Here is a 25,526-nt window from a genome sequence, read left to right on the forward strand (position 1 = left end):
GTACTGTTCCGGCGATCGCGGCGAAACCTAGATCGAGTAGCGCTCGTCCTCGTGGTCGCCCGGGTGGTCCTTGACCAGGCCGGCGGCCAGCGTGTTACCGTCCAGCGGGTCGATCACCAGGAACGCACCGGTGCGGCGGTGGTGCAGGTAGTTCTCCAGCGGCAGCGGCGCGGCGAGCCGTAGCTGCGCGTGGCCGATGTCGTTCAGTTCCAGGGTGGACGTAGGCTCCAGCTTGAAGGTGGCCAGGTCCAGTTTGCCGCCAACGTTGCGCACCAGGGCCTGCACCGTGCGGGTGCCATGCTTGACCAGCACCTTGGCGCCCTCGCGCAGCGGCTTCGGGGACAGCCAGCACAGCGACGCGTACAGGTCGGCCGAGGCTTCACGCACGGTGCCGGCAGCAGCGATGGTGTCACCGCGTGCGACGTCGAATTCCTCAGCCAGGCGGATGGCCACGGACTGCGGGGCGGCGGCTTCCTCCAGCGAGGCGCCAGCAAAGTCGATGCCCACAACGGTGGTGGTGCGGGGGTCCTGGCCGGGAGTCAGGACGGAGACCTTGTCCCCCAGCTTAACCGAGCCCTCAGTGATCTGGCCGGCATACGCCCTGTAGTCACGGTAGGCCTCTACGTCCATGCCTGCGGCAACGGCGTCCGGAGCCAGGGCGCCCTGCGGCCGGATGACCAGCTGCACCGGGAAGCGGAAGCTCTCCAGGTGGCTTTCCAGTTCGTCGGCGGCCGGCAGGGTCTCGAGGACCTCAAGCAGCGCGGGGCCGGTGTACCACGGGGTGCGCTCCGAGCGGTCCACCACGTTGTCGCCGTCGAGAGCGGACACGGGCACCACCAACAGGTCAGTGATCCCATCCGCGCCAAGGCCCAGCTCGCGGCCAACCTGCTGCACGTCGGCTTCGATTTCACGGAATACGGACTCGCTGAAGTCCACCAGGTCGATTTTGTTCACGGCCACGATGACGTGCGCCACGCGCAGCAGCTGCAGCACGGACAGGTGCCGGCGGGTCTGCTCCAGGACACCCTTGCGGGCGTCAATGAGTACGACGACGGCATCCGCGGTGGACGCACCGGTCACCGTGTTCTTGGTGTACTGAACGTGCCCGGGGCAGTCCGCCAGGATGAAGCTGCGGCGGTCGGTGGCGAAGTAGCGGTACGCCACGTCGATGGTGATGCCCTGTTCACGCTCGGCACGCAGGCCATCGGTCAGCAGGGCCAGGTCGATCGCTTTCGTGCCTGTGGCCCCGGCACCGCCGAAGCCCCGGTCCGCGGAGGTGCGGGCAACGGCATCGAGCGTGTCGGCAAGGATGGCCTTGGAATCGTGAAGGAGGCGGCCCACCAAAGTGGACTTGCCGTCGTCGACCGATCCTGCGGTGGCGAAGCGGAACAAAGTAGTGGGCAGGGCTGTCTCGAGCTCGGCGGCCAGGGAGTCGGTGCTCATTTAGAAATACCCGTCCTTCTTGCGGTCTTCCATGGCTGCCTCGGAGATGCGGTCATCTGCACGGGTGGCGCCACGTTCGGTCAGGGTGGAGGCGGCGACTTCAACCACAACGTCGGCCACGGTGTACGCGTCCGACTCGACGGCGCCGGTGCAGGACATGTCCCCCACGGTGCGGTAGCGGACGGTCTTGGTGATGACGTCCTCGTGCGGCAGCGGCTGGGACACCTCGCCGACTGCACGCCACATGCCGTCGCGGGCGAAGACCTCGCGCTGATGGGCGTAGTACAGGCCGGGCAGCTCGATGTTCTCGCGCTCGATGTAGCGCCAGATGTCCAGCTCGGTCCAGTTGCTGATGGGGAAGGCACGGACGTGCTGGCCCACTGTGTGGCGGCCGTTGTACAGGTTCCACAGCTCGGGGCGCTGGTTGCGCGGATCCCACTGGCCGAACTCGTCGCGCAGGCTCAGGATTCGCTCCTTGGCGCGGGCCTTGTCCTCGTCGCGGCGGCCGCCGCCGAAGACGGCGTCGAACTTGTTCTGCTGGATGGCGTCCAGCAGCGGGACGGTCTGCAGCGGGTTACGGGTGCCGTCGGCGCGCTCGGCCAGCTCGCCGCGGTCGATGAACTCCTGCACGGAGCCGACCACGAGCTTCAGCCCCAGCCGCTCAACCGTCCGGTCGCGGAAGTCGATGACCTCGGGGAAGTTGTGGCCGGTGTCCACGTGCAGCACGGGGAACGGAACCTTGCCCGGCCAGAACGCCTTGGTGGCCAGGTGCAGCATCACCACGGAGTCCTTGCCGCCGGAGAACAGCAGCGCAGGCTTCTCGAACTCGGCAACTACCTCGCGAATAATGTGAATGGCCTCGGACTCCAGGGTGTCCAGGCTGCTCAGTCGGATTGAGACGGCGGAGTCAGTCACCTGGGTAGTCTCCTCGGTTAGGAAAGTGCTCATACGTGTAGTCCGCATTCTGTCTTGTCGGAGCCCGCCCAGCGGCCGGCGCGGGGGTCGTCGCCCGGCGCCACCTTCCGGGTGCAGGGCTGGCAGCCAATGGAGGGGTAACCCTGGGAAAGCAGCGGGTTGACGGGCAGGAGGTTATCGTCCGAGTACTGGACCAACTGGTCAAACGTCCACGCGGCCACCGGGTTGACCTTGACCAGGCCGTTGGCCTCGTCCCAGGTGACCAGCGGCGTGTTGGTGCGGGTGGGGGCTTCGTCGCGGCGGACGCCGGTGAACCAGAGTTCGTAGCCGGACAGGGTGCGGCGCAGCGGGGCCACCTTGCGGAGCGCGCAGCACTGGGCGGCGTCGCGGGCGAACAGGTCCTTGCCAAGGAGCCGGTCCTGCTGCTCCACAGTGTTTTCGGGCAGCACGTCCACCACGTTGACGCGCAGGTTCGCGGCCACCTCATCACGCGTGGCATAGGTTTCAGGGAAGTGGTAGCCGGTCTCCAGGAACAGGACGTCGACGCCGGGCAGCTGGTCCGCGACCAGGGCGGGCAGGACGGCGTCGGCCATGGAACAGGCCACGGCCACTGCGGGCAGGTCGAAGTTACGCTCCACCCAAGCGATCACGTCGCGGGCCGGGGCGTCCCAGCCGAGCTCCGCGGCGCCGGCTTCGGCGATGGCCTTGAGCTCCTCCGTTGAACGCCTGGGCAACAGGCTGCCGGCAGGAGGGTGGGTGGCCACTGTCGTCTCTACCTGGGCTGCGGCTACGGCCGGCGCTACAACCGGGTCTACCCCGAGGGCGTGCTTACTCACTGGAGTGCCTCCTCGTCTGCGGCGTGGGCCCACTCGGCGAAGGTCTGGCCTTCGGCCCGCTGGGCCACGAAGGTGCGGACCACGCGCTCCACGTAGTCGGGCAGGTCGTCAACGTAGACCTTGAGGCCGCGGACGGTGCGTCCCAGGCCTGCTTCTTCGCGCTCGTTGGAAGCCAACCCGCCGCCCAGGTGGACCTGGAAACCCGGGGAGGGGTCGCCGTCGGGCGTGGGAAGCATCATGCCCTTGAGGCCAATGTCCGCGGTCTGGATGCGGGCGCAGGAGTTGGGGCAGCCGTTGATGTGCAGCGACAGCGCGTGCGGCAGTTCACCGGAGGCGGCGAGGTCGCCCAGGCGGCGTTCCAACTCGGCGACGGCGGTGGCAGCCGTGTGCTTGGTCTCCACGATGGCGAGCTTGCAGTACTCGATGCCGGTGCAGGCGATGGTGCCGCGGCGGAACACGGACGGGCGGGCGGACAGGCCCAGCGCGTCGAGTTCGGCCACCAGGGGTTCCACCTGTTCCTTCTCGACGTCCAGGACAACGAGTTTCTGGTGCGGGGTGGTGCGCAGGCGGTACGACCCGCGGGCTTCAAGGGTGTCCGCGAGCTTGACCAGGCCCGCGCCGGACAGGCGGCCGGCAAGCGGGGTAGCGCCGATGAAGAACTTGCCGTCCTTCTGCTCATGCACGCCGATGTGGTCACCCGGGGACGTGGGCTTGGGCGCAGCCGGGCCGTCGGCCAGCTTGTAGCCCAGGTATTCGTCCTCAAGGATCTGGCGGAACTTTTCGGGTCCCCAGTCGGCCATCAGGAACTTCAGGCGGGCCTTCGTGCGCATGCGGCGGTAGCCGTAGTCACGGAAGATGCTGGTGACGCCCAGCCACACGTCCGCAGCTTCCTCGGGGCGGACGAACGCACCCAGGCGCTTGCCGAGCATCGGGTTGGTGGACAACGCGCCGCCGGCCCACAGGTCATAGCCGATCCCCAGCTCAGGGTGGCGGACACCCACCAGGGCGAAGTCGTTGATCTCGTGGACCACGTCCTGGCTGGGGTGGCCTGTGATGGCCGTCTTGTACTTGCGCGGCAGGTTGGACAGCAGCGGGTTGCCGATGAACCGCTCCCCCAGCTCCTCGATGAGCGGGGTGGGGTCGATGATCTCGTCCTTGGCGATGCCGGCCACGGGCGAACCCAGGATAACGCGCGGAACGTCGCCGCACGCCTCGGTGGTGGACAGGCCAACAGCTTCCAGGCGGGTCCAGATCTCGGGGATGTCCTCCACGCGGATCCAGTGCAGCTGGATGTTCTGGCGGTCCGTGAGGTCGGCCGAGTCCCGTGCAAAGTCAACGGAGATCTGGCCGATGACGCGCAGCTGCTCAGTGGTGAGCGCGCCGCCGTCGATCCTCACCCGGAGCATAAAGTACTTGTCCTCGAGCTCGTGCGGCTCAAGCGTTGCGGTCTTGCCGCCGTCGATCCCGGGCTTCCGCTGGGTGTACAGGCCCCACCAGCGGAACCGGCCGTGCAGGTCCTGGCCGGGGATGGCGTCGAAGCCTTCCTTGGAGTAAATGGACTCGATACGCTCGCGCACGTTAAGGCCGTCGTCTTCCTGTTTCCAGGTTTCGTTGGCATTCAGGGGCGTTTTGCCGTCCACTTTCCACTGACCGTGCGGCTTCGCGGCGGGTCGGGACGTGCGGGCCGGGCGCTTCGGGGCGGCGGTTTCCGCGGACGCTCCGGCTAGAGCTGTATCAGTCATGCATCGACTGTAGGTCCCGCCTGAATTGCGTCACAAAGGCCCGGAAACGTTGAGTCACCTAGGGAAATATTTCGTCACGAAACGCCGGACGGCCTTGAAGAAGCCACCTTCCTGTGCATCCTGTTGGGCTTCTGCAGGGGCTGCGGCGGGCTTGTTGGTTGGGGCTTGGGATGGCGCTTCGGCTGGTGTTTCGCTTGTGGCTTCGGAGGCCTGCGCGACGGCGGCGTCGTACCTTTCCAGCGCAATCTCGGCCAGCACCGGAGACGGCAGCAGCGGTTCCGTCACGACGTCGGCACCCGCCTTGGCGAGCTGGTCGTGGAAGTAGCCCGGCGCCAGGAGGTAGGAGGCAATCACCACGCGCCCGCCGACGTCGACAGCTCCGGCGGACTCCCCCGCCCCGGCACCTCCTTCAAGTTCCTCGCGAAGCATGGTGACGGCGTCGGGCACGGAAGGCTTGGCCGAGGCACCATAAGCGGCCACCATCCGATTGGACCGCAGCTCCTGAAGCTGGCCCAGCAGCTCCTCCACGCTCACAGCTGCCTTGGCGTTCGACGAGCCCGCGGCGGCAAGGACAATCACGTCGCGATCCGTCACCCCGGCCTCGCGCAGCCGCTGGTCCAGCAGTGCAGCGAGGCGCGGATCCGGGCCCAGCGGTGCGGCGGCCGCACTGCCCGGACGGCTCTTGACTGCCCTCGCGATGTCCACCTTCACGTGGTAGCCAACGCTGAGCAACAAAGGCACCACGACGGCCGGTTCCCCCTCCGGCAGGCCTGCCACCACGTCCACAAGGTCAGGCTGCTGGACGTCCACATAGGCTTCGCGGACGTCGAGGCCCGGGCGGAGCGCAGCGATGGCATCCCGCAGCGCATTGACCTCCGCGGCGCCCTGTGTGCTGGAAGTCCCATGGGCGCAGGCGATCATGATGGGGCTGTTCATAGGGGCTAGCGTAACGTTGGAGCCGCCCTGTCCGCCCTCTTTGAATTGCCGGGACGCTCCATGACATTCCCTTTTGACATCGCCCTGGTGTGGCTGGACCTGGTTGGTGTCTTCTTCTTTGCTGTCTCGGGATCCCTCCTGGCGGCCCGGAAGCAGTTCGACATTGTGGGCTCGCTCCTGCTGGCCTCCCTGGTGTCCCTGGGCGGAGGCGTCATCCGCGACATCATCCTCGGCGCGACACCCCCGGCGGCCTTCAGCAATCCCGCCTACCTCGTCCCGCCGCTGCTGGCCACATTCCTGGTGTACTTCCTGTTTTCCAGTGTGGAGCGCTTCACGTCGCTGCTGGTCCTGTTCGACGCCGGCGGGCTGGCCCTGTTCTGCATCACCGGAACCTTGAAGGCACTGTCCTTTGGCGTAAACCCGGTGGCGGCGGTGCTGCTGGGCGTCACAACGGCGGTGGGCGGCGGGCTGCTGCGCGACATTACTGCCAACGAGGTGCCGCAGCTGTTCAACTCCCGGGACCTCTACGCCGTTCCGGCCTTCAGCGGTGCGGCCCTGACCACGGTGCTGTGGGTCACGGGAGCCTTCAATGCCGTGACCGCCTGTGTGGTGGCCGCCCTCGTTTTTGCCTTCCGGGTGGTGGCCTGGCGGCGCTCCTGGCACATCCCGCTGGCCGTCAATGGGTGGCACCGGGCGGGGGTTGACAGCGGCGAATCGCGGGGCCGCGATTAGCTAGGATATGAAGCATGACTGACATGTTCCTCGAGAAATTCCGTGCGCTTGTTCCGAAGTATCTCGAAGACGAATGGCAGGAAGAGGACGGGCTGTCCGCCGAGGAACTGGACAAGGCCCTGGCCGACCACCAATTCCAGATTCCGCTGGTCCTCCGCGAGTTCTACCTGGCCATCGGCGGGTGCGAGGACCTCATGGAGGCCTACCACTACTTCTGGGATCCCGACGAGCTCGAAGTCGATGACGAAGGCTTCCTGATGTTCCTTGAGGATGAGGAAGAGGAGTACACCTGGGGCTTCCGCGTAGGCGACCTCAGCGTCCCGGACCCCATCGTGTACCGCCGCAACAATGTGCGCGGCCAGTGGAAGTCCGAAGAAGGTACCTTCTCGGAGTTCGTGTTCGACATGTTCGAGTGGGCTTTCGAGGACGACGAAGACTAGGGTTTCGCTGGCCGGCGCCAAACCGGGGCACTTCGACACGCACGCGCCGAGGACACAGCTTAATTTGGGGATTGCAACGCTCAAAGTAGCCCACGACGGCGGCGCTCACCTTCCGCTGAAGGCTCCCCGACGGCTCAATTCAAGCACCCCCAAAACCCGTTCCATCATTCGTGCGGGGTGATGGACGACGTCGTCATAGCCAAACCGAAGGATCAGGTATCCGCCGGCCACCGTCGCGTTGTTCCGCTTGCGGTCCTTCTTCACTTGGCGGGGCTCCAGGTGGGTGGCACCATCGGTTTCCACCACCAAGCACTCCTCGACAAGGAAATCCACCTCGCCTACCCCGGGCACCTCCACGTGCCGCCGGACCTGCAAGCCCGCCCGCCGGAAGTGATAGTTCGCCAGGACCTCCAGCAAGGAGTCGGCCCTCGGGATCACCCAGTCCAGGACTGCCCTGGCGCGGGCATTACGGTTTCCGGGGAGCTTGCGGCGGAGGAAGTCCACCGTGACATCACCGCTCTGGGCCGCGCACTGGACCATCACCAACGCCTCGATCTCCGGCAGGCACCGCAAGGCATGGATCAGCACGTCGGCCAAGCCAGCTATCGGCAGCCAGGGGTGGCGTGGATGCGAACACCTGCCATGGGCAAATGCGCCCGGCGGTGTCTTCTTGTGCCCTGGGCTCAGGTGTGGCTTGTCGGCCTTGTTTAGCGTCCACAGCCCATAGGCGGGTGCAGCAGACAAGCAGGTCACCAGAGCGTTGTACTGCAGCGCCATCCCCAGGACACCAGCCTCCCGAGGAAGGCTGTAGACGCCCCGCCGAAGGCGCACAATCCGGCCCGAGGCCACCGCTTTCTCAATGCTGTTTCGCGAGAAGCCGGCGCGGCGCAGCTTTGAGGTCCGTGCTACGCCCGCGCGTCTGCTGAGGAAGGTCTCTAAGTCCATGCCTCCACGGTGTCCCGGCTGGCCGGAGAAGGGCAGATCTGTCCTTCCTTATGTGGACCCGGCTGCCTTCGTGGGGCACTTCGACACGGACTCGCCGATCCTTCAGCTGGGAAAGGGCCTTTGGACGCCGAATGTGCCCCAGCTTGGGCACGGAAAGCCTTTGACAACCGGCGTAACAATGGGCTTGCATCTTGTGACAAAGCTGTCATAGACTATTCACGGATCCGCTAAACGCCTCCGGCGGGTCTGATGCGAACGGAGAGATAGCCTCGGTTCACAGCAACGAATGACTCGTATTGTTGCTGCGGACCGGGGCTGTCCCGTTTAACAGAACGGCCCTGGACCTTACAAGCCACAAAGGAAGAAGCCCGGCGCCACCACGGAGCCGGGCTTCCACAGGGAAAAGCTAGCTGGCGCGGTCCACCACGGCCAGCGCGAAGTTGGACAGCGATTCCTTGACCACACCTTCGGGCAGCGGGGCCAGCGCGGCGATGGCCTCGTTTGCCCACTGGCGCGCCACAACCCAGGATTCAGCGGTAACCGGGTGCTCGCGCAGGCCTGCAACAGCCTCGGCCAATGCTTCGTCGGACGTCAGGTCGCCGTCGATGAGCGTCAAGAGTTCGACGGCGGACCGGTCACCATCCGCTGCGGCCCTGCGCAGGAGCAGCACCGGCAGGGTGGGAACACCTTCGCGCAGGTCCGTACCCGGCGACTTACCGGACTTGACCTTGATGCCGGTAACGTCAATAACGTCGTCGGCAAGCTGGAAGGCCACGCCCACCTTCTCGCCGTACTCCACGAGGACCGTCTCGTAGGCGGGATCGGCATCGGCAAAGATCGCACCGAGCTGACCGGACGCGGCAACCAGGGAGCCCGTCTTGTCCGCGATCACCGAAAGGTAGTGCTCCACGGGATCCTCGTCCGGGCGGGGCCCCACGGTTTCGTGCAGCTGGCCCAGGCACAACCGCTCGAAGGTGCGCGCCTGGATTCCAAGCGCGCGCGAGCCGAGTTCGGAAACCAGAATCGAGGCCCGGGCAAAAATCAGGTCGCCAGTGAGGACGGCCACGGAGTTGCCCCACACTTCGTGCGCGGTGGGCGCACCACGGCGGAACGGCGCGGAGTCCATCACGTCGTCGTGGTACAGGGTGGCGAGGTGCGTCAGTTCCACCACGACGGCGGCCTGCACCACGGCGGGAAGCGAAGCGTCACCGAGGTGGGCGCAGAGGAGCGTCAGCAAAGGACGGATGCGTTTGCCGCCGGCTTCCACCAGGTGGCGCGACGTTGCGTCAGCCAGCGGATCGGAGTTGGCAATGGCCTCGCGGAGCTTCTTCTCCACGCGCGCCAGGTTGTTGGTGATGGCCGGCCCCAGCTCGGCATCCCCGGCGATGGCAGCGAAGCCCGCGGGCAGCTGCAAACCCGTGGCGATGGCGGTGGTATTGAGGCTGGGTTCGGACTCCGGCAGGCCGTGCCCGGCGTGCGTCCAGCTGTGGTCTGCGGGGTTGTTCACTGGTTAACCCTAACTTTTTGTTGCGGATACCGCTGATTCGAAGCCGACTGAGTATTGGATGTGGCCGGAACCAGCGACTCCAGGACCCGGATCACCCGGTCCTCGAAGCCCTTGGCCGATGGGTCAGTGAGGTTGGCCAGGAGCCGGACAACGAACCGCATCAGTACCGGGATGGGCATGCCGGTGCGCAGCGCGAGCTTCATGACCGCGGGCTTGCCAATCAGCACGGCGAACGCCCGCCCCAACGTGAAGTGCGATCCCCACTGGTCCCGCACATACTCCGCGTACCGCTCGAGGTGCGCGTCGGCGTCGTACGTTCCACCTGAGGAGGCAGCGCGCGAGGAGGCGTCGATGATGAACTCGGCAGCAAACCGGGCAGACTCCATGGCGTACGAGATGCCCTCTCCGTTGAACGGGGAGACCATGCCGCCCGCGTCCCCGAGAAGGAGCAGGCCGGGTGAGTAATGCGGCGTGCGGTTGAAGCCCATGGGCAGCGCAGCGCCGCGGATCTCGCCCACCTGGTTTTCGGGCGTGAAGCCCCAGTCGGAGGGCATGCCGGCGGTCCATTCGCGGAGGACCTGCTTGTAGTCGAGCTTGCCGAATTCCTTGGAGGAGTTGAGGATGCCCAGGCCCACGTTGGACGTGCCGTCGCCGACGCCGAACACCCAGCCGTAGCCCGGCAGCAGCTTGCCATCACGGCCGGGAAGCTCGAGCCAGCCTTCCATCCAGTCGTCGTCCGTGCGTGGCGAGGTGAAATAGGTGCGGACGGCCACGCCGAGCGGGCGGTCGTCACGCTTTTGGATTCCGAGCGATACGGCGGTGCGGGTGGAGTTTCCGTCGGCGGCGAGTACGACGTCGGCAGTGAACTCGCGCGTCTCCCCCGTCTTGCGTCCGGCCTCGTCAAGGAGGGCCGCGCGGACCCCGATGACCCGGCCGTCGTCGTTCCGGAGGGCTTCGGTGACGCTGTGCCGCTCAAGGATTTCGGCACCCGCGCCCTGGGCGTGGCGGGCCAGTTCCTCGTCGAAGCCGAGACGGGTGCGGATGAGGCCGTACTGCGGGAAGTCTGAAACTTCGGGCCAGGGCAGTTCGATGGTGCGGCCGCCCGCAATCAGGCGTAGGCCCTTGTTGCGGCGCCAGCCGTCACCCTCGGGGTGCGGCAGGCCAAGCTTCTGGATTTCGCGGACAGCGCGCGGGGTGAGGCCGTCACCGCAGACCTTTTCGCGCGGGAAGCTCGTCTTCTCCAGAACGGTGACGTCAATACCCGCCTTGGCAAGGTAGTACGCGGCGGTGGAGCCGGCCGGCCCGGCGCCGACGATCAGTACCCTCACAGGTCAGCGGGTGTTGCGGCGCAGCTTGGCCACGGGGCCCTTGTGCGCGGCGATGGCGGCAGCCGCGCCGTCTGGTGTTGAGTCGGGGGCCTTGAACGCACGGTGCACCGCCACGATCCCGCCGGACAGGTTGCGGTAGGTGACCTTCTCCCAACCGGTTTCCTCCAGCCATGCGGCCAGGTGGTCCTGGTCCGGCCAGGCGCGGATGGACTCGGCGAGGTACACGTAGGCGTCCGGGTTGGAGGCCACCTTCCTGGCTACGGGCGGCAGTGCGCGCATGAGGTATTCGGTGTACATGGTGCGCCAAAGCGGGACCACGGGCTGCGAGAACTCGGCGATGACCAGGCGGCCGCCGGGTTTGGTGACGCGGAGCATCTCCTGCAGCGCCTTCTTGGGCTCGTTCACGTTGCGCAGGCCGAAGGAAATGGTGGTGGCGTCAAAGGTGTCGTCGGCGAACGGCAGGTTGGTGGCATCCCCGGCGATGAAATCGATGTCCGGCCGGCGGCGCTTGCCTACCTTGAGCATCCCGAGGGAGAAGTCGCACGCCACCACATCTATGCCTGCATCCGCATATGGCTCACTGGACGTGCCTGTTCCGGCGGCGAGGTCCAAGACGCGCTGGCCTCTCGTGGCTTCCATCGCTTCCACCACTACCTTGCGCCACCGGCGGGTCTGCCCCAGGGACAGGACATCATTGACGACGTCGTATTTGGGGGCGACGTCGTCAAACATCGTGGCTACTTCGTCCGGACGCTTATCCAAGGATGCTCGGTTCACCATGACATTGTCTCAAATGTTCCGGAGGGTCCGGACCAAGGCGCGCGCCAGCGGCCCCCCGCTGGCGTCGAGCCATCACAGGAAGGCGTTGGCGTCCCCGGCCAGCCGGCCGAAGCTGCGGCGCTATCCACCCCACGCATGCAAGAGCAGCAACGGCTTAGCCGTCGGCTCACCTTGCAGCGGGCACGGCACCGCACTTCCCGTCCGACGGTTAAGGTTGCGGACCTCGGCGCCCATAGCTGAAGGCTACGCGCGGCGGGGTGCCGCGGTATGCGCAGCTCGAACTACCCCTTTGTACCCTGCTCCTGGGGTAGAACGCAGTACTGTGGAGCAATCATGACGAGCACGTTCCGCACCTTGACAGTCCCCCTTGATGGCCAACAATTCGCTGGGGGGCTGCCGTCGTTCCTGGTCCGGGACGATGTCCTCTGCTGGACCCGCCGCGAGGCCGGGCTGGCAGGCTTCGGCGAGATCGCCCGCTTTACCGCCACCGGCCCGGAACGCTTCCTTGAAGCCGACATCTGGTGGCGCCACCTTGTACTCGAAGCCGAAATTACGGACTCCGTGGAACTTCCCGGCACCGGGCCCGTCGCTTTTGGCTCCTTCGCCTTCTCTAAGACTTCCGCCCACGAATCCCGGCTGATCGTGCCCGAGATTGTGGTGGGCGTCCGTGATGGCCAAGTCTGGGTCACCCAGTCGACGTTCGACGACGGCCCCCTCACCGAGGCGGGCGCCCTCGCCGCGCTGGACCGCTGGCTGGGCAGCAGCTCCCCCTCCGGTGGAACAACGACGGCGGCAGCGGACTCTGCCGGGGACGGTACCTCCGGCGCAGTTCCCGGCCGTGCCGGCGGCGCCGTCGTACGTCCCCTTCCCCTTGCCGCCGGCGCAACCCTGCACACGGGATCGCTGAGCGAGGAGGACTGGATGGCCGCTGTAGAAGCGGGGGTGGCCGAAATCCGGACCGGAGCGCTGGAGAAGCTGGTGCTGGCGCGCGACGTCGTTGCCACCGTTCCCTCCGGCGTGAACGCCGCGCAGGTGCTGCGGGAGCTCGCCGGGCGGTACCGCGAATGCTGGACGTACGGGGTGGACGGCCTGGTGGGCGCGACGCCTGAGATGCTGATCCAGGTGGAGGGACGTACTGCCCAGGCGCGCGTGCTGGCCGGCACCCTGGACCGCCGCGATGCGCACGGCGAGGACGGCCTCCCTATGGATTACGCCACCCGGGTGCTGGCAGGATCAGAAAAGCAGCGGCACGAGCACGAGATAGCGATCCAGTCGCTCACGTCCCAGCTGGCGCCGTTCTCGGAGGCGATGAACGCCCACGACGAACCGTTCATCCTGGAGCTGCCGAACGTGTGGCACCTGGCCTCGGACGTGAAGGCCGAACTTACTGAGGTGGAAGGCCACGTCCCCACCTGCCTGGCCCTGATCAACGCACTGCACCCCACCGCTGCCGTTTGCGGGACTCCCACCCAGGTGGCGGGAGCACTGATCCGCAAGCTGGAGCACCTCGACCGCGGACCGTACGCCGGACCGGTGGGATGGCTGGATGCCGCCGGAAACGGTGAGTGGGGCATTGCCCTGCGGGGTGCGGTCATCGAATCACGGGACACGGTGCGGCTGTATGCCGGCTGCGGAATAGTGGACGGCTCCCAGCCGGAGGCGGAGCTTGCGGAAACCTGGGCGAAGTTCCGGCCGATGCTGGAGTCGCTTGGAATCAGCAACTAGGCAGAGAGTCCGGGATACGGGACACTGCTGCTTCGCCTAGGCTTGAATCAAAGGTAACTTGGTTATCCAATAGTGAATCTAAGTTTCCTGTGATGCACATCTCCTAATCGGCGCTACACTATGAACCGATTTAGTACCGCACACTCCTGCAACAAAAGGTAAGAAACATGCAGCTCAAGTCCCTGGCCACGGCCAAGATCACCGCCAAGGCAGCAGCACTGTTCGCCGTCGGCGCCCTCACCCTCACGGCCTGCGGCGGCGGAAGCTCCACTCCGGCAGCATCCGAAGGCGGCATCCAGCTCATCAACGCCGGCAAGTTGACGGTGTGCTCGGACATCCCCTACGAGCCGTTCGAATTCGAGAAGGACGGCCAGACGGTCGGCTTCGACGTGGACATCGCCAAGGAACTCGCCAAGGACTTCGGCGCCGAACTGAGCATCGTGGACAGCTCCTTCGAGGCAATCGAGACCGGCACCGCGCTGACCCAGTGCGACCTGGGCATCTCCTCCATCTCCATCACGGACACCCGCAAGGCAGTGATGGACTTCTCCACCCCGTACCTGGATGACGACCTGGCCCTGGTAGCCAGCGAAGGTTCCGGCATCACGGGCCTTGATGGAGCCAAGGGCAAGAAGGTAGGCGTCCAGCAGGCCACCACCGGCGCCGAATACGCACAGGAGCAGGGCCTGGACGCCCAGCAGTTCGAGGACACGGGCCTCCTGGTGCAGGCGCTCGAGGCCGGCACCATCGACGCCGCCCTGGGCAACCAGTCCGTCCTTGGCTACGCCATCAAGGACCAGCCCAAGTTCAAGAGTGTTGAGGAGTTCGCCACCGGCGAGCAGCTGGGCATCTCCATCAAGAAGGGCAACACCGCCATGGCGGAGAAGGTCAACGGCACGCTCAAGCGCCTGACCGACGACGGCTCCCTCGAGAAGTTCAAGACCACCTGGTTCGGCGAAACCGCCAAGTAGCCAAAACCGCCAAGTAGTCGCCGTGCAGGCCTGAGGCTACCCGCCCTGGTTCGGTCACGGCCCTGAGAACTACGCAGCCGGGGCCCCGGACGAGCTGTACCGCAGTCCGTCCGGGGCCTCTGCCACGCACAACGAATGTGAGCAACCCATGGCAATGACCGCACGTCAGCGAGCCAGAGTAAGCCTGTATGTCCAGGCCGGAATCTTTGTTGTGGCCATCGCCGCGCTGATCCTGGCCACCGACTGGGAGACCATCGGCAACAGCGTCTTCAACTTCGCCAAGATCGGCCCCATGTTCCCGGGCATTTTAATGACCGGCCTGGTGAACACCCTGATCTACACCTTCCTCGGCTTCGTCGTGGGCCTCTCCGGCGGCCTGCTGCTGGCCCTGATGAAGCTTTCCAGCTTCCCGCTGTACCGCTGGATCGCCACCGGTTACATCGAGTTCTTCCGCGGGATCCCCGCGCTGCTGGTCTTCATCGCCTTCGGCTACGGCGTTCCGCTGGCGTTCGGCGTCTCGTGGAACATCACCGTGATCGTGATGATTTCGCTCGGCATGGTGGCTTCGGCCTACATCGCCGAAACCCTCCGCGCAGGCCTGCAGGCAGTACCCAAGGGCCAACTCGAGGCCGCCCGTTCCCTGGGCATGCCGCAGTGGCGCGCCATGGTCACCATCGTCATCCCGCAGGCCTTCAAGATCGTCCTGCCGCCGCTGACCAACGAGGTCATCCTGCTGACCAAGGACTCCTCGCTGATCTACGTCCTGGGCCTTACCGCGTCCCAGTACGAGCTCACCAAGTTTGGCCGCGACGGCATCTCCAGCCTCGGCGCAGGCCTCACCCCGCTCCTTGTGGCAGGTGCCTTCTACCTGGTGATCACCATCCCCCTGAGCTTCCTGGCCCGGAAGTTCGAAAGCCGCACCGCGCGGTCAAACCGATAGGCAGCGAAGACCATGAACGACGTCGTAAACAACTCCCGCGGTGGCACTGCAACCATCCACGCCGCCGGCGTGGAGATCAAAGACCTGCGCAAGTCTTACGGAGCCAACGAGGTTCTGAAGGGCATCAGCCTTGACGTGGCGCCCGGCGAAGTGGTGTGCCTGATCGGGCCTTCCGGTTCCGGCAAATCCACCCTGCTGCGGTGCGTGAACCTGCTGGAGCAGCCCAACCAGGGCAGCATCCATGTGGGCGGCTTCGAGGCCACTGATCCCGATGTGGACATCGACAAGATGCGCCGCAAGGTGGGCATGGTGTTCCAGCAGTTCAACCTGTTCCCGCACCTGGACGCCAAGCGAAACTGCAGCATCGCCCAGACGAAGGTCCTCAAGCGTTCCCAGGCCGAGGCGGACAAGGTGTCCATGCACAACCTGGAGCGTGTGGGGCTGGGTCACCTCGCGGACCGCTTCCCGGACCAGCTCTCCGGCGGACAGCAGCAGCGTGTGGCCATTGCCCGCGCGTTGAGCATGGATCCGGAACTGATGCTCTTTGACGAGCCCACCTCAGCGCTGGACCCGGAGACCGTGGGCGATGTCCTCTCCGTTATGCGGAACCTCGCCAAGGAGGGCATGACCATGCTGGTAGTGACCCACGAGATGGGCTTCGCCCGCGAAGTGGCCGACCGTGTGGTGTTTATGGACGGCGGCGTTGTGGTGGAGGAAGGCGTGGCCGAGCATGTCATTTCCGCCCCCACCCAGCCGCGGACCAAGGAATTCCTGCGCCGCGTCCTCGATCCGACCCACATCGGGCTCGAGGAATAGCGCTTTCGACGCGCGCAGGCGCTGACGACGCGCCAATGCCCTGGTGCTACCGGAATTCCGGTAGCACCAGGGCATTCGTGCGTCACCGAGACCTTGAAGCATCGAAAAAGGGCAGAACGCGTACGACGGCGGTACTCGCCTGCCGCCGGCAGCATTCGTTCCCGCGGGGTCCTTTACTTCAACGTGTGTTGCATTCGACAATGGGTCCTTCTACAGCCTCCACTGGCTCAGCAGCGCGCTGCCAATCCGCATAGCAGGCCCACCCGGCCGCCCTACCCAGGAGCGCTGGCATGTCAGATCCGACCCCTTCATCCCAGGCGGCACCGGCGGTATCGGAGCGTGCGGCCTGGCTGGCATCAATTCCCTCCTTCCAACGGGTGGACGCCTACCTCGGGCGCGCCATGTACCGCCGGAAAAGCCAGTCGGACGGCTGTGATTTTACCTTCGGCAACCCGCACCAGATGCCGGCGGACCGCTACGTCAACACGCTGCGGGACGCGCTCACGCCGCAGCATGACCAGTGGTTCGCGTACCAAACCAACGGTGAGGCAGCCCGGGAGGCTGCCGCGGAATCCCTTCAGCGGCTGCTGGACGTGCCATTCCGCCCGGAGGACATCTACCTCACCACCGGTGGCTTCGCCGCCATCGCGCTGGCACTGAAGACCGTGGCCGATCCGAGCGACGAAGTAATCTACAGCCTGCCCCCATGGTTCCTGTACGAGCCGCTGATCCTGGAAGCCGGGCTTGTCCCGGTGAAGGTAAAGGTCAATACCCCCACGTTCGACCTCGACCTCGATGCTATCGGTGCTGCCATCACGGAGCGCACCAGGGTTGTGATCGTCAATTCGCCCAACAATCCCACCGGGCGGATCTATCCTCCCGAACTCCTGCGCAGGCTGGCGGAAGTGCTGGAGACGGCCTCGGCGCGCATTGGCCGGCGGATCTACCTGGTCTCGGATGAGGCCTACAACCGGATTGTGTTTGATGGCCTCCGCTTCCACAGCCCTGTGGAGTTCTATGCGCACACGCTGCTGGCCTACTCCTACGGCAAAACGCATCTCTCCCCGGGCCAGCGGGTGGGCTACCTGGCACTGCCACCCACCATGCCGCACCGGGATGAGATGCGCCCGGCCATCACCGGCCTGCAGGTGGCCATGGGCTGGATATACCCGAACGCTTTGCTCCAGCACGCGCTGCCCGAACTGGAAAAGTTTTCCATCGACGTAAGCCAGTTGCAGCGGCGGCGGGACCGACTCATGGAAGCCCTGGGCGGCATGGGTTACCGGCTGCACCGACCCGAGGGCACGTTCTATCTGTATGTCACGTCCCCCCTCCCGGACGACGAAGCGTTCACCGAGACACTCGTCCGCCGGGATGTCCTTGTTTTCCCGGGCGCGCTGTTCGAGACGCCGGGCTTCTTCCGGATCTCCCTGACGGCGAACGAGGACATGATCGAACGCAGCCTGCCGGCATTCGAAGCGGCGATGAAGGAAAGCATGGACAGGAGCGAGGAATGAACCAACGGACCTACCCGCAGGGTGTCCCGTCCTGGGTCGACACAGAGCAGCCTGACGTCGAGGCGGCCACTGACTTCTACGGCGGGCTCTTTGGCTGGGCCTTCGAGGACGTTATGCCGCCGGGAGCGCCGGGCCGCTATCTGATAGCGAAGCTCGACGGCCAGGACGTTGCCGGCTTGGGCAGCGGCGGGGAGGATACGGCGTGGAACACGTACGTGTCCGTCGACGACGCAGATGCCGCAGTGCGCCGGCTGGTCGCTGCCGGCGCCAAGTTGCTCTCGGCCCCGGAAGATGCGGGAGAGGGCGGCCGCAGCGCCGCGCTGGCCGACCCGGAAGGTGCCCCGTTCCGCCTCTGGCAGGCGAAGCGGCGGCTGGGGGCACAGGTGGTCAATCAGCCGGGAGCCTGGAATTTCAGCGACCTGCACACGCCTGACCCCAGCGCAGGCATTGCGTTTTACGCGAAGGCATTCGGCTGGCAGGTGGACGACGTCGGCTTCGGGCTGATGGTCCGCAGGCCAGGCTACGGCGACCACCTCGAGGCCACCATCTACCCGGACATCAGGACACGGCAGGCAGGATTCTCTGCCCCACCGGGCTTCGAGGACGCGATCGCTTGGGTAGTGGCCGCGGACGCCGCCGAACCGCCGCACTGGCACGTGACCTTTGCCGTTGCCGACCGCGACCAGACGGTGGTCAACGCCGGGCGGCTTGGCGCTGAAATCCTGGGACAGGACGACACCGGGTGGACCCGCGAGGCACTGCTCCGGGACCCACAGGGAGCGGTGTTCAGCGCCAGCCAGTTCACTCCCCCGACGGGCTGAGAGCGCGGAATTAGCGCGCCAGTACTCCCCCGACCGCTGCGGCAACCGCGTCTTTGATCCGGCCGTGCAGGGCGCGCAGGCCGTGCCGGTCAGCACGGACTTCCACGATGCTGCGGCCCTCGATCGGCTGGCCGAGCGCTTCGGCGAGTGCCGCCGTCGTACTGACTGGGCAGTGCCCGACGCCGTACGCTGCAGCGAGTGCCGCGATGTCCACTGCGTGCGGGGTACCAAAAAGGCGTTCGACGGCGTCACCGTACGTCCCGGCCTCACGCACCGCACCGTGTTCCAGGAGGTCGAAGATGGCCCCGCCGGCGTCGTTGAGTACAACCATCCGCAGGTCGGGCTGCTCCTCCCCGGTGCCAAGGAGCAAACCGCCGGCGTCGTGCAGGAAGGTCACGTCGCCCAGCAGCAATGTGGTTTCCTGCCGGCCGCCGAGCGCGATGCCGGTGGCTGTGGAGATGGTGCCGTCGATCCCGGCGAGGCCGCGGTTGGCGTAAACGGTGGCGGCAGGTTCAGGGGCGGGCAGGCCGGCCAGGTCCACGTCGCGGATTCCGTTGGAAGAGCCCAGCAGCAGCTGGCCCCGTGCGTGCTTCCACACCAGCGACCCGACGGCCGGGCCGGTGGCGGGCCCTCCCTCGGCCAGGATCCGGTCCAGTGCGTGCTGGGCGGCCGATCCCGCGAGCAGCCAGGTGTCCAGCCAGGCGGACGGACCGCGGCCGGCAAAATCCGCCAGGTCCACGAGGCTCTCCAGCGGCAGTTCAGTGCGCCGGCCGGGTTCGTACCAGGCCACCGGAAGCGGCTGGTACAGGGCAGACTGGACGTCTGCGCGTGCCAGCAGTGCCGCAACCGGCCTGGACAACGTGGGGCGGCCGAACAGGACAACCCGCTCGATCGGCGTTGCCGACTCGGGCCCGAAGTGTTCCAGCAGCAGCCGGTACGGCCCCACGGCATTCGGCCCGAAGCGGGCGTTGGAGGAAGGCTCTGCCAGCAGCGGCAAGCCGTGGGCGCGGGCAAATGCCTCGGCGACCGGGCCGGCGTCGTGGCCTGCGAGGACTACTGTGCGTCGCTCGGGCAGGTCGGTGGATGCGGGCGGCAGGTTCATAACGAGGGGCTCGGTGGCCACCCGGTAGCGAGGCCTATCAGCAGACGTCGGCAGCTTCTCTCCGGGCCCGGGAACCAGCGGATCACGGAAGGCCAAGTTGAGCTGGACCGGGCCGGGGGCAAGGTCGGGGAACGCCCCGGTGGCCGCGGACAGGCCGGTCCTGATGGCGCGTTCGGGGTCAGTACCTGCGGGGATGTCGACGGCGAAGCGTACCTGTTCACCAAAGATGTCGGGCTGGATGGTGGTCTGGTTGGCGCCGGTCCCGCGCAGTTCCTCCGGCCGGTCAGCGGACAGGACGATCAGCGGAACGGCCGCATGGTTGGCCTCCATCACCGCTGGCAGCAGGTTCCCGACGGCAGTCCCGGACGTGGTCAGTACAGCTGCCGGCGAGCCGGTGGACAGGGCCAGGCCCAGGGCAGTAAACCCGGCGGAACGCTCATCGATCCGGACCAGCAACTCTATATGTCCCTGCGCCGATGCTTCCGCCAGCGCATAGGCCATGGGGGCAGACCGGGAACCGGGCGAAACCACCACGTGCTGCACACCGCCGTCAACCAGAACCTCGACGGCGATCCGCGCCGCCGCCAAGGCACTCAGCGAAGGTGCGGCGCCGGAAAAGTCTGCAGGGGAAGTCTCAGTGTCAAAAGAATCTGGCGAAGCATCGGGGGCGGAATCATTGGGCGAAGTCACCAATCCAGTCTGCCACCCCCGACGCTTCCCACGTTCCCTCGCGTTGCCCTATCACTTTCAGTCCCCAAACCGGGTTTTAAGGACCAATAGTGATAGGGCAACGGGTAGGCAGGAAAGGACTAGCCGCGGAACACCTGGATCACGGACGGACGGGGTGCGCGCGCCTGGCCGCGGGCCGGCGTGGCACCTGCCGGGACGTAATCCGGGAAGTAGGAGTGCTGCTTTTCGAAGGAGCCTTCCTCTCCCGGGTGCTGTACGGAAACGAAGACGGTGCGCTCCTCGTCGTGGATGATGGGTCCGCAGGTTTCGCCCTCGTTGGGCACCGCCAGGAACTGCTCCACCTTGCCGCGCTCCGCGCCTTCCAGGGTGACCTTGAAGAGACCGTCCGCCTTGCCGATGCCGGAGGGGGCGCCATCGGTGGAGATCCAGAGGTTGCCCACGGAGTCGAACGCGAGGTTGTCCGGGCAGGAGATGGGCGAGACCTTGTCCACCGGGAAACCGGAGAAGTAGGTAACGTCGCCCTGGGCCGGATCGCCACAGACCAGCAGCAGGTTCCACGTAAAGGTGGTGGAGGTCTGGTCGCCGGTCTCGGTGATTTCCACAACGTGGCCGTCGCGGTTCTGGTTGCGGGGGTTGACTTCGGTGGCAGGTTCCGTTGTGTATTTGCCGAGGGCGTCCTTCTTTCCGCGGTCAGAGTTGTTGGTGCAGGCGACGTAGACCTTGCCGGTGTGCAGGCTCGGCTCCACGTCCTCACAGCGGTCCATCTTGGTGGGGCCAACTTTGTCCGCTGCGACGCGGGTGTACACCAGGACCTCTTCGACGGACATGCCCGGCACCGCTGACTTGCCGTCCACAACCAGGGGCAGCCACTGGCCGACGCCGTCGAAGGCACCGTCCGACGGCACGTTTCCGGTGCCGGTGATTTCAGCGGCCGGTGAGTTGCCCGTGAACTTGGCGACGTACAGGTTGCCCGCGGACAGGAGGGTCATGTTGTGCTTGCGGTCGCCCTCCTTGTAGTAGTCCTTGGAGACGAACTTGTAGAGGTAGTCGAAGCGCTCGTCGTCGCCGGAGTAGGCCACCACCTTGCCGGACTTGGCAATGATGACGTTGGCACCCTCGTGCTTGAAGCGGCCCAGTGAGGAGTGCTTCTTGGGGGTGGAGGTGGGGTCGAACGGGTCAACTTCCACGATCCAGCCGAAGCGGTTGGCCTCGTTCTCGTAGCCGGCGTTGCGGGTGTCCCAGCGGTCTTCGTCGTTTTCCCAGCCCCGGGCGGTGGCCTTGTCCGTCAGGCCGTAGCGCTTGTCGTAGGCGGAGGTGCCCGGGGAGCGGAAGTAGCCGTTGAAGTTTTCTTCGCCGGAGAGGATGGTGCCCCACGGGGTGGTGCCGCCGGCGCAGTTGCCCAGCGTGCCCTTGATGTAGCGGCCGGCAGTGTCCTCGGCGGTCTTGACCAGCGACGAGCCGGCGGCGGGACCGGTCAGCTCGTACACGGTGCTGTTGAGGTAACGGCGGTTGAGTTTCGCACCCTTGACGTAGGTCCAGGGGTCGTTCTTGTTCTTGCGCTCCAACTCCACCACGGAGAGGCCGTGCGCGGCTGCCCCCACAGCGCGCTTCTGCTCGGCCGGCATCGCAGCGGGGAACATGATGTTCTCGTTGGTGTACTCGTGGTTGGCGAAGAGCACCGCGCGGCGGCCCTTGCTGCCCGGGACTTCCAGGATGTCCGTGTAGTCGTTGTTGTAGCCGAACTGCTTTTCCTGCGCGGCGGCCGTCTGGTTGTTCAGGTCGAACTCCGGCGCGTCGTTGAAAATGGGGTCGCCCCAGCGGATAACCGGCTTCCAGGTGAAGCCTTCCGGAACCGTGACGGCGTCAACGGAGGCATCAATCGACGGGATCGCCGTGAACTGGAGCTTTGACTTGCCGAAGCCCTCCTTGGCGGCTTTGGAAAGGCCGGCGGCGCTTGCGGATTCAGGTGACGTGACGGCACTGCCGAGTACGACGGCGAGCGCACCGGCGGCGCCGAAGCCCAGGGCGGCGCGGCGGGACATGGTGGCGGAGGCGATGTCGCGGAAGTAGCTGTTGGAGCTGGTGTTGCAGACGTCGCCGGAGCAGGCATTGTCGCACTTGAGCGCACAGGTGACGGCGCTGCGCTTGCCCTTGGTGTGGCCGAGCATCGGCAGCAGGGTGAACTTTCGGGCAGTCGTTTCAGACATGGGGGCCTTCCAAAGAAATCGATGCGGTCCGCCCACCCTGTCAGCCGGTTTCTACGCGCAGTAGTCAGCAAGGTGAAGTTCCGGTTAACCGCACGTGACCTGCAGGAATGTGCGGAAGGGGCAGTGATAAAGGCACGAAAGGTGATAGCGCGTTGGGCAATTCGTGCGATAGGTGACAGAGCGCAGGGGGAATTCGTGCGTGGAGTGATAGAGCGTCAGGCGGCGAGGAGGGCATGGACGCGGCGGAGCCGGGCCAGCCACCAGTCCCGGCGCTCCGGGGACGCCGCGTACTGCTCAAGGAGCCCGGCGTCGGCGGTCGCGTCGCGGAGCCGGATGGCGCCGTCGTCGGCCACCAGCGGATCCGTGGTGATGTCCGAATCGAACAGGGACACCGTCCCCAGCCCGCACGCGTATGGCAGTCCCGGCAGCGCCGCCGCCAGGGCCAGGCCCGCGCGGATTCCCACCGAGGTGTCCAGCGCTGAGCTGACGACGGCGGGCAGCCCGGCCTGCGCTACGATGTCCAGCGCCCGCCGCACTCCCCCGAGCGGCGCCACCTTGACCACGATCAGATCTGCGGCACCGGCACGCGCCACGCGCAGGGGGTCGGATTCCTTGCGGACACTTTCGTCGGCAGCGATCAACACCGGCGTACCGGCAGCCCCCAGAACGCGCCGCACCTCGGCCAGTCCGTCAATGGTGGGGACCGGCTGTTCGGCGTACTCGAGCCCGACGTCCGCCAGGCGGGTTAGGGCCTCGACGGCGGCGGGTACATCCCAGCCACCGTTCGCGTCCACCCTGATGGCCGCCTCCGGCAGGACCAAGCGAACGGCAGCGAGCCGGGCAGCGTCGTCGTCGAGCGTCTGGCCATGCTCGGCAACCTTGACCTTCACGGCGTCCACCCGTCCGAAGCGCGCCAGGACCTCAGGCACCCGTTCGGCAGCAACGGCAGGGACGGTGGCGTTGACCGGAATCACCGAACGCAGCGGAGCCGGAAACCCCTGCCATGCGGCCTCAACGGCAGAAGCCAGCCAGCGGGAAGCCTCGGCGTCGCCATACTCCGGGAACGGGCAGAACTCTCCCCAGCCGGCCGGGCCCTGCAGGAGCAACGACTCCCGCTCCCTGATCCCGCGGAACTTCACCCGCATGGGCAGGCTGACCACGTGCGCGCCGGCCAGCAGTTCGTTGAGGGCGGGCACAGGCGGCGTAGGCATGGACCCACTGTACAAGTGGTGACAAACGAACCCTTCCAAGACATACCCATATGGGTATACGATTGCGGCATGGCACGGGCAGCAACAACGGCGGATACCTTCAACGCGGTGGCGGAGCCCCGCCGTCGGGAAATCCTGGACGCCCTGGCCGGCGGCGAGCGCCCGGTCAATGAGCTCGTTGACCTGCTTGGCATGGCGCAGCCACACGTGTCCCGGCACTTGCGGGTGCTGCGGGAGGTTGGCGCCGTCGTCGTCCGGGACGAAGGCCGGCAGCGCGTCTACCGACTGAACCCGCAGGCCCTGAAGCCCATCCACGATTGGGTTTCCGGCTACCAGCATCTCTGGGAGGAACGTTTCGATCTTCTGGAGGGCGTTGCGAAGGACCTCGAAGAGCAGGAAAAGTAAGCAAAGGAGCAGGGCAATGGCACAGACAAGCACCATGAACGTCACCTTCCCCAGCGATGAGGAAATCCTGATCACCCGCACGGTCAACGCACCCCGGCACCTCGTCTACAAAGCCTGGACTACACCGGATCTGGTCAGAAAATGGTGGCCCGGGAAGCGCGGTGAGATGACCGTGGCGGACATGGACTTCCGGGTGGGCGGGGCATGGCGGTACGTGATGGTGGCCCATGGCGAATTCGAGGTGGCCTTCCACGGCACGTACCGGGAAATTGTGCCGAACGAGCGGATCGTCCACACCGAGATCATGGAGACGCCGGACGTCGGCCCGGACAGCGAGGACGGGGCTGTGGTCAACAGCGTCACGTTTGAAGAGGCCGACGGCGGCGCCACCCTGGTCAGCATCCGCACAGACGCCAACAGCAAGGAAGTCCGGGACATGATTGCGCAGTCCGGCATGGAGGGCGGCGTGCGGGAGCAGTTCGAGATCATCGAGGAGCTGTCGGCGAACCTCCGGTAGCCGCCGCACCAGGGCGAGGCGTGCGGGGGCGCCCCGCTACCGGTCAGCATGCGGCAGGATCCCAGCTTTCTGTGACAACCTTGAAGCGATGACTTCTCAACGGCAAGCACTGACCAGGACCCCGGCACGCCCCGCTCCGGGGTCGGGCTTCCTGTTCGTGCTTGCCACGCTCGCCTGCGTTGCCGGCCTGATCGCCACGTACTACTACTTCGTCCAGACCACCACGGGCCAGTTCATCGACGAGTCCGCGCTGGTGGAAGCCGTCGATATCCACGGTCCGGCGGGCAAGGCGACCACCAGGTTCCTGGACCTGCTGCCCACCATCTCACTGGTGATGGCCGCCGTCGTGGTGCTGTTTGTCACGGTGATCCGGAAGCGGTGGACGGAGGCAGGCATTGCCGTGGCTGCCTGCATCGGCGCGAACATCGCCACGCAGGTCCTGAAGGATGTGCTGCCGGCCCGGCCGGACAAGGGCGTGGTGACGCTGGAGCTGAACTCGTTGCCGTCCGGGCACACCACCCTCGCTGCGTCGGCGGCGGCTGCGGTGTTCCTGATGGCCTCGCCGCGCTGGCGCCCGATGGCGGGCTTTGTGGGCGGAACGTTCGCCATTGCCTCCGGGGTGTCCACGCTGATCAACCAGTGGCACCGGCCAGCCGACGTGGTGGCTGCGTTCCTGCTGGTGGGCGCGTTTATGATTCCCGCGGGCTGGCTGATCATCCGGCGCGGGGCGTGGAACGCATGGGACGGCTTCGGCGCGCATGTGGGTTCGGCAAGGATCTGGCTGACGCTTCCGGTGGTGATCGGGCTGGCCTCGGCTGCGGTGGCGGTGTATTCGCTGGCCCGGATTGCGCCCAGCCCCTGGCAGGAGGTCAGCACCACGAATTATTTCTGGGCGGGCATCTCGCTGATTGTGATCGCCGGGTATTTGGCGACCGTCGCCACCACGGCCATGTTTGCGTACGCCGCACGACGGCGGGACTCGCCAGGGCGCTGACGTCAT

The 25,526-nt window shown here is 66.2% G+C and carries 23 protein-coding genes; 11 read left to right on the forward strand and 12 right to left on the reverse strand.

The features are described from left to right. Nucleotides 1-27: 27 nt before the first annotated feature. From CXQ88_RS03030 to CXQ88_RS03050, 5 genes are all read right to left on the reverse strand, one after another. Complete coding sequence (locus tag CXQ88_RS03030; protein WP_104042649.1) at nt 28-1,443, reverse strand: sulfate adenylyltransferase subunit 1; 1,416 nt, start codon at nt 1,441-1,443, stop codon at nt 28-30. Next, entirely contained in the window at nt 1,444-2,391 is a 948-nt protein-coding gene (gene cysD / locus CXQ88_RS03035) for a sulfate adenylyltransferase subunit CysD (protein WP_104042650.1), read from the reverse strand. Continuing rightward, a complete protein-coding gene (locus CXQ88_RS03040) occupies nt 2,388-3,122 on the reverse strand; it encodes a phosphoadenylyl-sulfate reductase (RefSeq protein WP_373637684.1) in 735 nt (244 codons plus the stop codon). Before CXQ88_RS03040 ends, cysD begins: the two co-directional genes overlap by 4 nt. Nucleotides 3,123-3,190: 68 nt before the next feature. Continuing rightward, entirely contained in the window at nt 3,191-4,936 is a 1,746-nt protein-coding gene (locus CXQ88_RS03045) for a nitrite/sulfite reductase (protein ID WP_104042651.1), read from the reverse strand. Nucleotides 4,937-4,990: 54 nt separating this feature from the next. Next, the gene (locus CXQ88_RS03050; RefSeq protein ID WP_104042652.1) at nt 4,991-5,872 is read right to left on the reverse strand and encodes a sirohydrochlorin chelatase; all 882 of its coding nucleotides are present in this window, start codon (nt 5,870-5,872) and stop codon (nt 4,991-4,993) included. A gap of 60 nt (nt 5,873-5,932) precedes the next feature. Here CXQ88_RS03050 and CXQ88_RS03055 point away from each other — a divergent pair, with 60 nt between their 5' ends. Both CXQ88_RS03055 and CXQ88_RS03060 read left to right on the forward strand, forming a co-directional pair. Further along, nucleotides 5,933-6,604 carry a trimeric intracellular cation channel family protein gene (locus tag CXQ88_RS03055; protein ID WP_104042653.1) on the forward strand — a complete coding sequence of 224 codons (672 nt, stop codon included), beginning with the start codon at nt 5,933-5,935 and terminating at the stop codon, nt 6,602-6,604. A 14-nt stretch (nt 6,605-6,618) separates the two neighbouring features. Next, nucleotides 6,619-7,044 carry a hypothetical protein gene (locus tag CXQ88_RS03060; RefSeq protein ID WP_104042654.1) on the forward strand — a complete coding sequence of 142 codons (426 nt, stop codon included), beginning with the start codon at nt 6,619-6,621 and terminating at the stop codon, nt 7,042-7,044. A 105-nt stretch (nt 7,045-7,149) separates the two neighbouring features. On the opposite strand, the gene CXQ88_RS03065 is transcribed toward CXQ88_RS03060, so the two are convergent. The 4 genes from CXQ88_RS03065 to CXQ88_RS03080 form a co-directional block, all read right to left on the reverse strand. Further along, nucleotides 7,150-7,989, reverse strand: coding sequence for a type IV toxin-antitoxin system AbiEi family antitoxin domain-containing protein (locus CXQ88_RS03065; RefSeq protein WP_104042655.1), 840 nt, complete (start codon nt 7,987-7,989; stop codon nt 7,150-7,152). Between the two features lie 406 nt (nt 7,990-8,395). Then, nucleotides 8,396-9,496, reverse strand: coding sequence for a polyprenyl synthetase family protein (locus tag CXQ88_RS03070; protein ID WP_104042656.1), 1,101 nt, complete (start codon nt 9,494-9,496; stop codon nt 8,396-8,398). Further along, nucleotides 9,493-10,824 (reverse strand): geranylgeranyl reductase family protein, encoded by a 1,332-nt coding sequence (locus CXQ88_RS03075; protein WP_104042657.1) that lies wholly within the window; start codon nt 10,822-10,824, stop codon nt 9,493-9,495. The genes CXQ88_RS03070 and CXQ88_RS03075 overlap by 4 nt, the downstream gene beginning before the upstream one ends. Nucleotides 10,825-10,827: 3 nt before the next feature. Continuing rightward, nucleotides 10,828-11,601, reverse strand: coding sequence for a demethylmenaquinone methyltransferase (locus CXQ88_RS03080; protein WP_258061662.1), 774 nt, complete (start codon nt 11,599-11,601; stop codon nt 10,828-10,830). A gap of 336 nt (nt 11,602-11,937) precedes the next feature. Here CXQ88_RS03080 and CXQ88_RS03085 point away from each other — a divergent pair, with 336 nt between their 5' ends. The 6 genes from CXQ88_RS03085 to CXQ88_RS03110 all read left to right on the forward strand — a co-directional run bounded on the left by CXQ88_RS03085 (nt 11,938) and on the right by CXQ88_RS03110 (nt 18,394). Next, on the forward strand, nt 11,938-13,329 hold the full coding sequence (locus CXQ88_RS03085) for an isochorismate synthase (protein WP_104042659.1): 1,392 nt from the start codon (nt 11,938-11,940) through the stop codon (nt 13,327-13,329). Between the two features lie 167 nt (nt 13,330-13,496). After that, nucleotides 13,497-14,300: an ABC transporter substrate-binding protein gene (locus CXQ88_RS03090; RefSeq protein WP_104042660.1), complete on the forward strand. Its 804-nt coding sequence runs from the start codon at nt 13,497-13,499 to the stop codon at nt 14,298-14,300. Nucleotides 14,301-14,448: 148 nt separating this feature from the next. Continuing rightward, entirely contained in the window at nt 14,449-15,240 is a 792-nt protein-coding gene (locus tag CXQ88_RS03095; protein ID WP_104042661.1) for an amino acid ABC transporter permease, read from the forward strand. 12 nt (nt 15,241-15,252) lie between these two features. Beyond that, nucleotides 15,253-16,056 (forward strand): amino acid ABC transporter ATP-binding protein, encoded by an 804-nt coding sequence (locus tag CXQ88_RS03100; protein WP_104042662.1) that lies wholly within the window; start codon nt 15,253-15,255, stop codon nt 16,054-16,056. Nucleotides 16,057-16,346: 290 nt separating this feature from the next. After that, nucleotides 16,347-17,573, forward strand: coding sequence for an aminotransferase class I/II-fold pyridoxal phosphate-dependent enzyme (locus CXQ88_RS03105; RefSeq protein WP_104042663.1), 1,227 nt, complete (start codon nt 16,347-16,349; stop codon nt 17,571-17,573). Beyond that, nucleotides 17,570-18,394 (forward strand): VOC family protein, encoded by an 825-nt coding sequence (locus CXQ88_RS03110; protein WP_104042664.1) that lies wholly within the window; start codon nt 17,570-17,572, stop codon nt 18,392-18,394. The genes CXQ88_RS03105 and CXQ88_RS03110 overlap by 4 nt, the downstream gene beginning before the upstream one ends. Before the next feature lie 10 nt (nt 18,395-18,404). Here CXQ88_RS03110 and menD read toward each other — a convergent pair whose 3' ends face one another. The 3 genes from menD to CXQ88_RS03125 form a co-directional block, all read right to left on the reverse strand. Beyond that, entirely contained in the window at nt 18,405-20,186 is a 1,782-nt protein-coding gene (gene menD / locus CXQ88_RS03115) for a 2-succinyl-5-enolpyruvyl-6-hydroxy-3-cyclohexene-1-carboxylic-acid synthase (RefSeq protein ID WP_258061663.1), read from the reverse strand. 119 nt (nt 20,187-20,305) lie between these two features. Further along, a complete protein-coding gene (locus CXQ88_RS03120) occupies nt 20,306-22,393 on the reverse strand; it encodes a PhoX family protein (RefSeq protein ID WP_104042666.1) in 2,088 nt (695 codons plus the stop codon). A gap of 215 nt (nt 22,394-22,608) precedes the next feature. Then, nucleotides 22,609-23,604, reverse strand: coding sequence for an o-succinylbenzoate synthase (locus CXQ88_RS03125; RefSeq protein WP_104042667.1), 996 nt, complete (start codon nt 23,602-23,604; stop codon nt 22,609-22,611). 69 nt (nt 23,605-23,673) lie between these two features. On the opposite strand from CXQ88_RS03125, the gene CXQ88_RS03130 reads away from it, so the two are divergent. The 3 genes from CXQ88_RS03130 (at nt 23,674) to CXQ88_RS03140 (ending at nt 25,520) form a co-directional block, all read left to right on the forward strand. After that, on the forward strand, nt 23,674-24,009 hold the full coding sequence (locus tag CXQ88_RS03130) for an ArsR/SmtB family transcription factor (protein WP_104042668.1): 336 nt from the start codon (nt 23,674-23,676) through the stop codon (nt 24,007-24,009). 16 nt (nt 24,010-24,025) lie between these two features. Then, nucleotides 24,026-24,526 (forward strand): SRPBCC family protein, encoded by a 501-nt coding sequence (locus CXQ88_RS03135; protein ID WP_104042669.1) that lies wholly within the window; start codon nt 24,026-24,028, stop codon nt 24,524-24,526. Nucleotides 24,527-24,614: 88 nt separating this feature from the next. Further along, complete coding sequence (locus CXQ88_RS03140) at nt 24,615-25,520, forward strand: phosphatase PAP2 family protein (RefSeq protein ID WP_104042670.1); 906 nt, start codon at nt 24,615-24,617, stop codon at nt 25,518-25,520. The last annotated feature ends 6 nt before the right edge of the window (nt 25,521-25,526 follow it).

It is taken from the genome of Arthrobacter sp. ZGTC412, from assembly GCF_002929215.1.
Classification (GTDB): Bacteria; Actinomycetota; Actinomycetes; order Actinomycetales; family Micrococcaceae; genus Arthrobacter.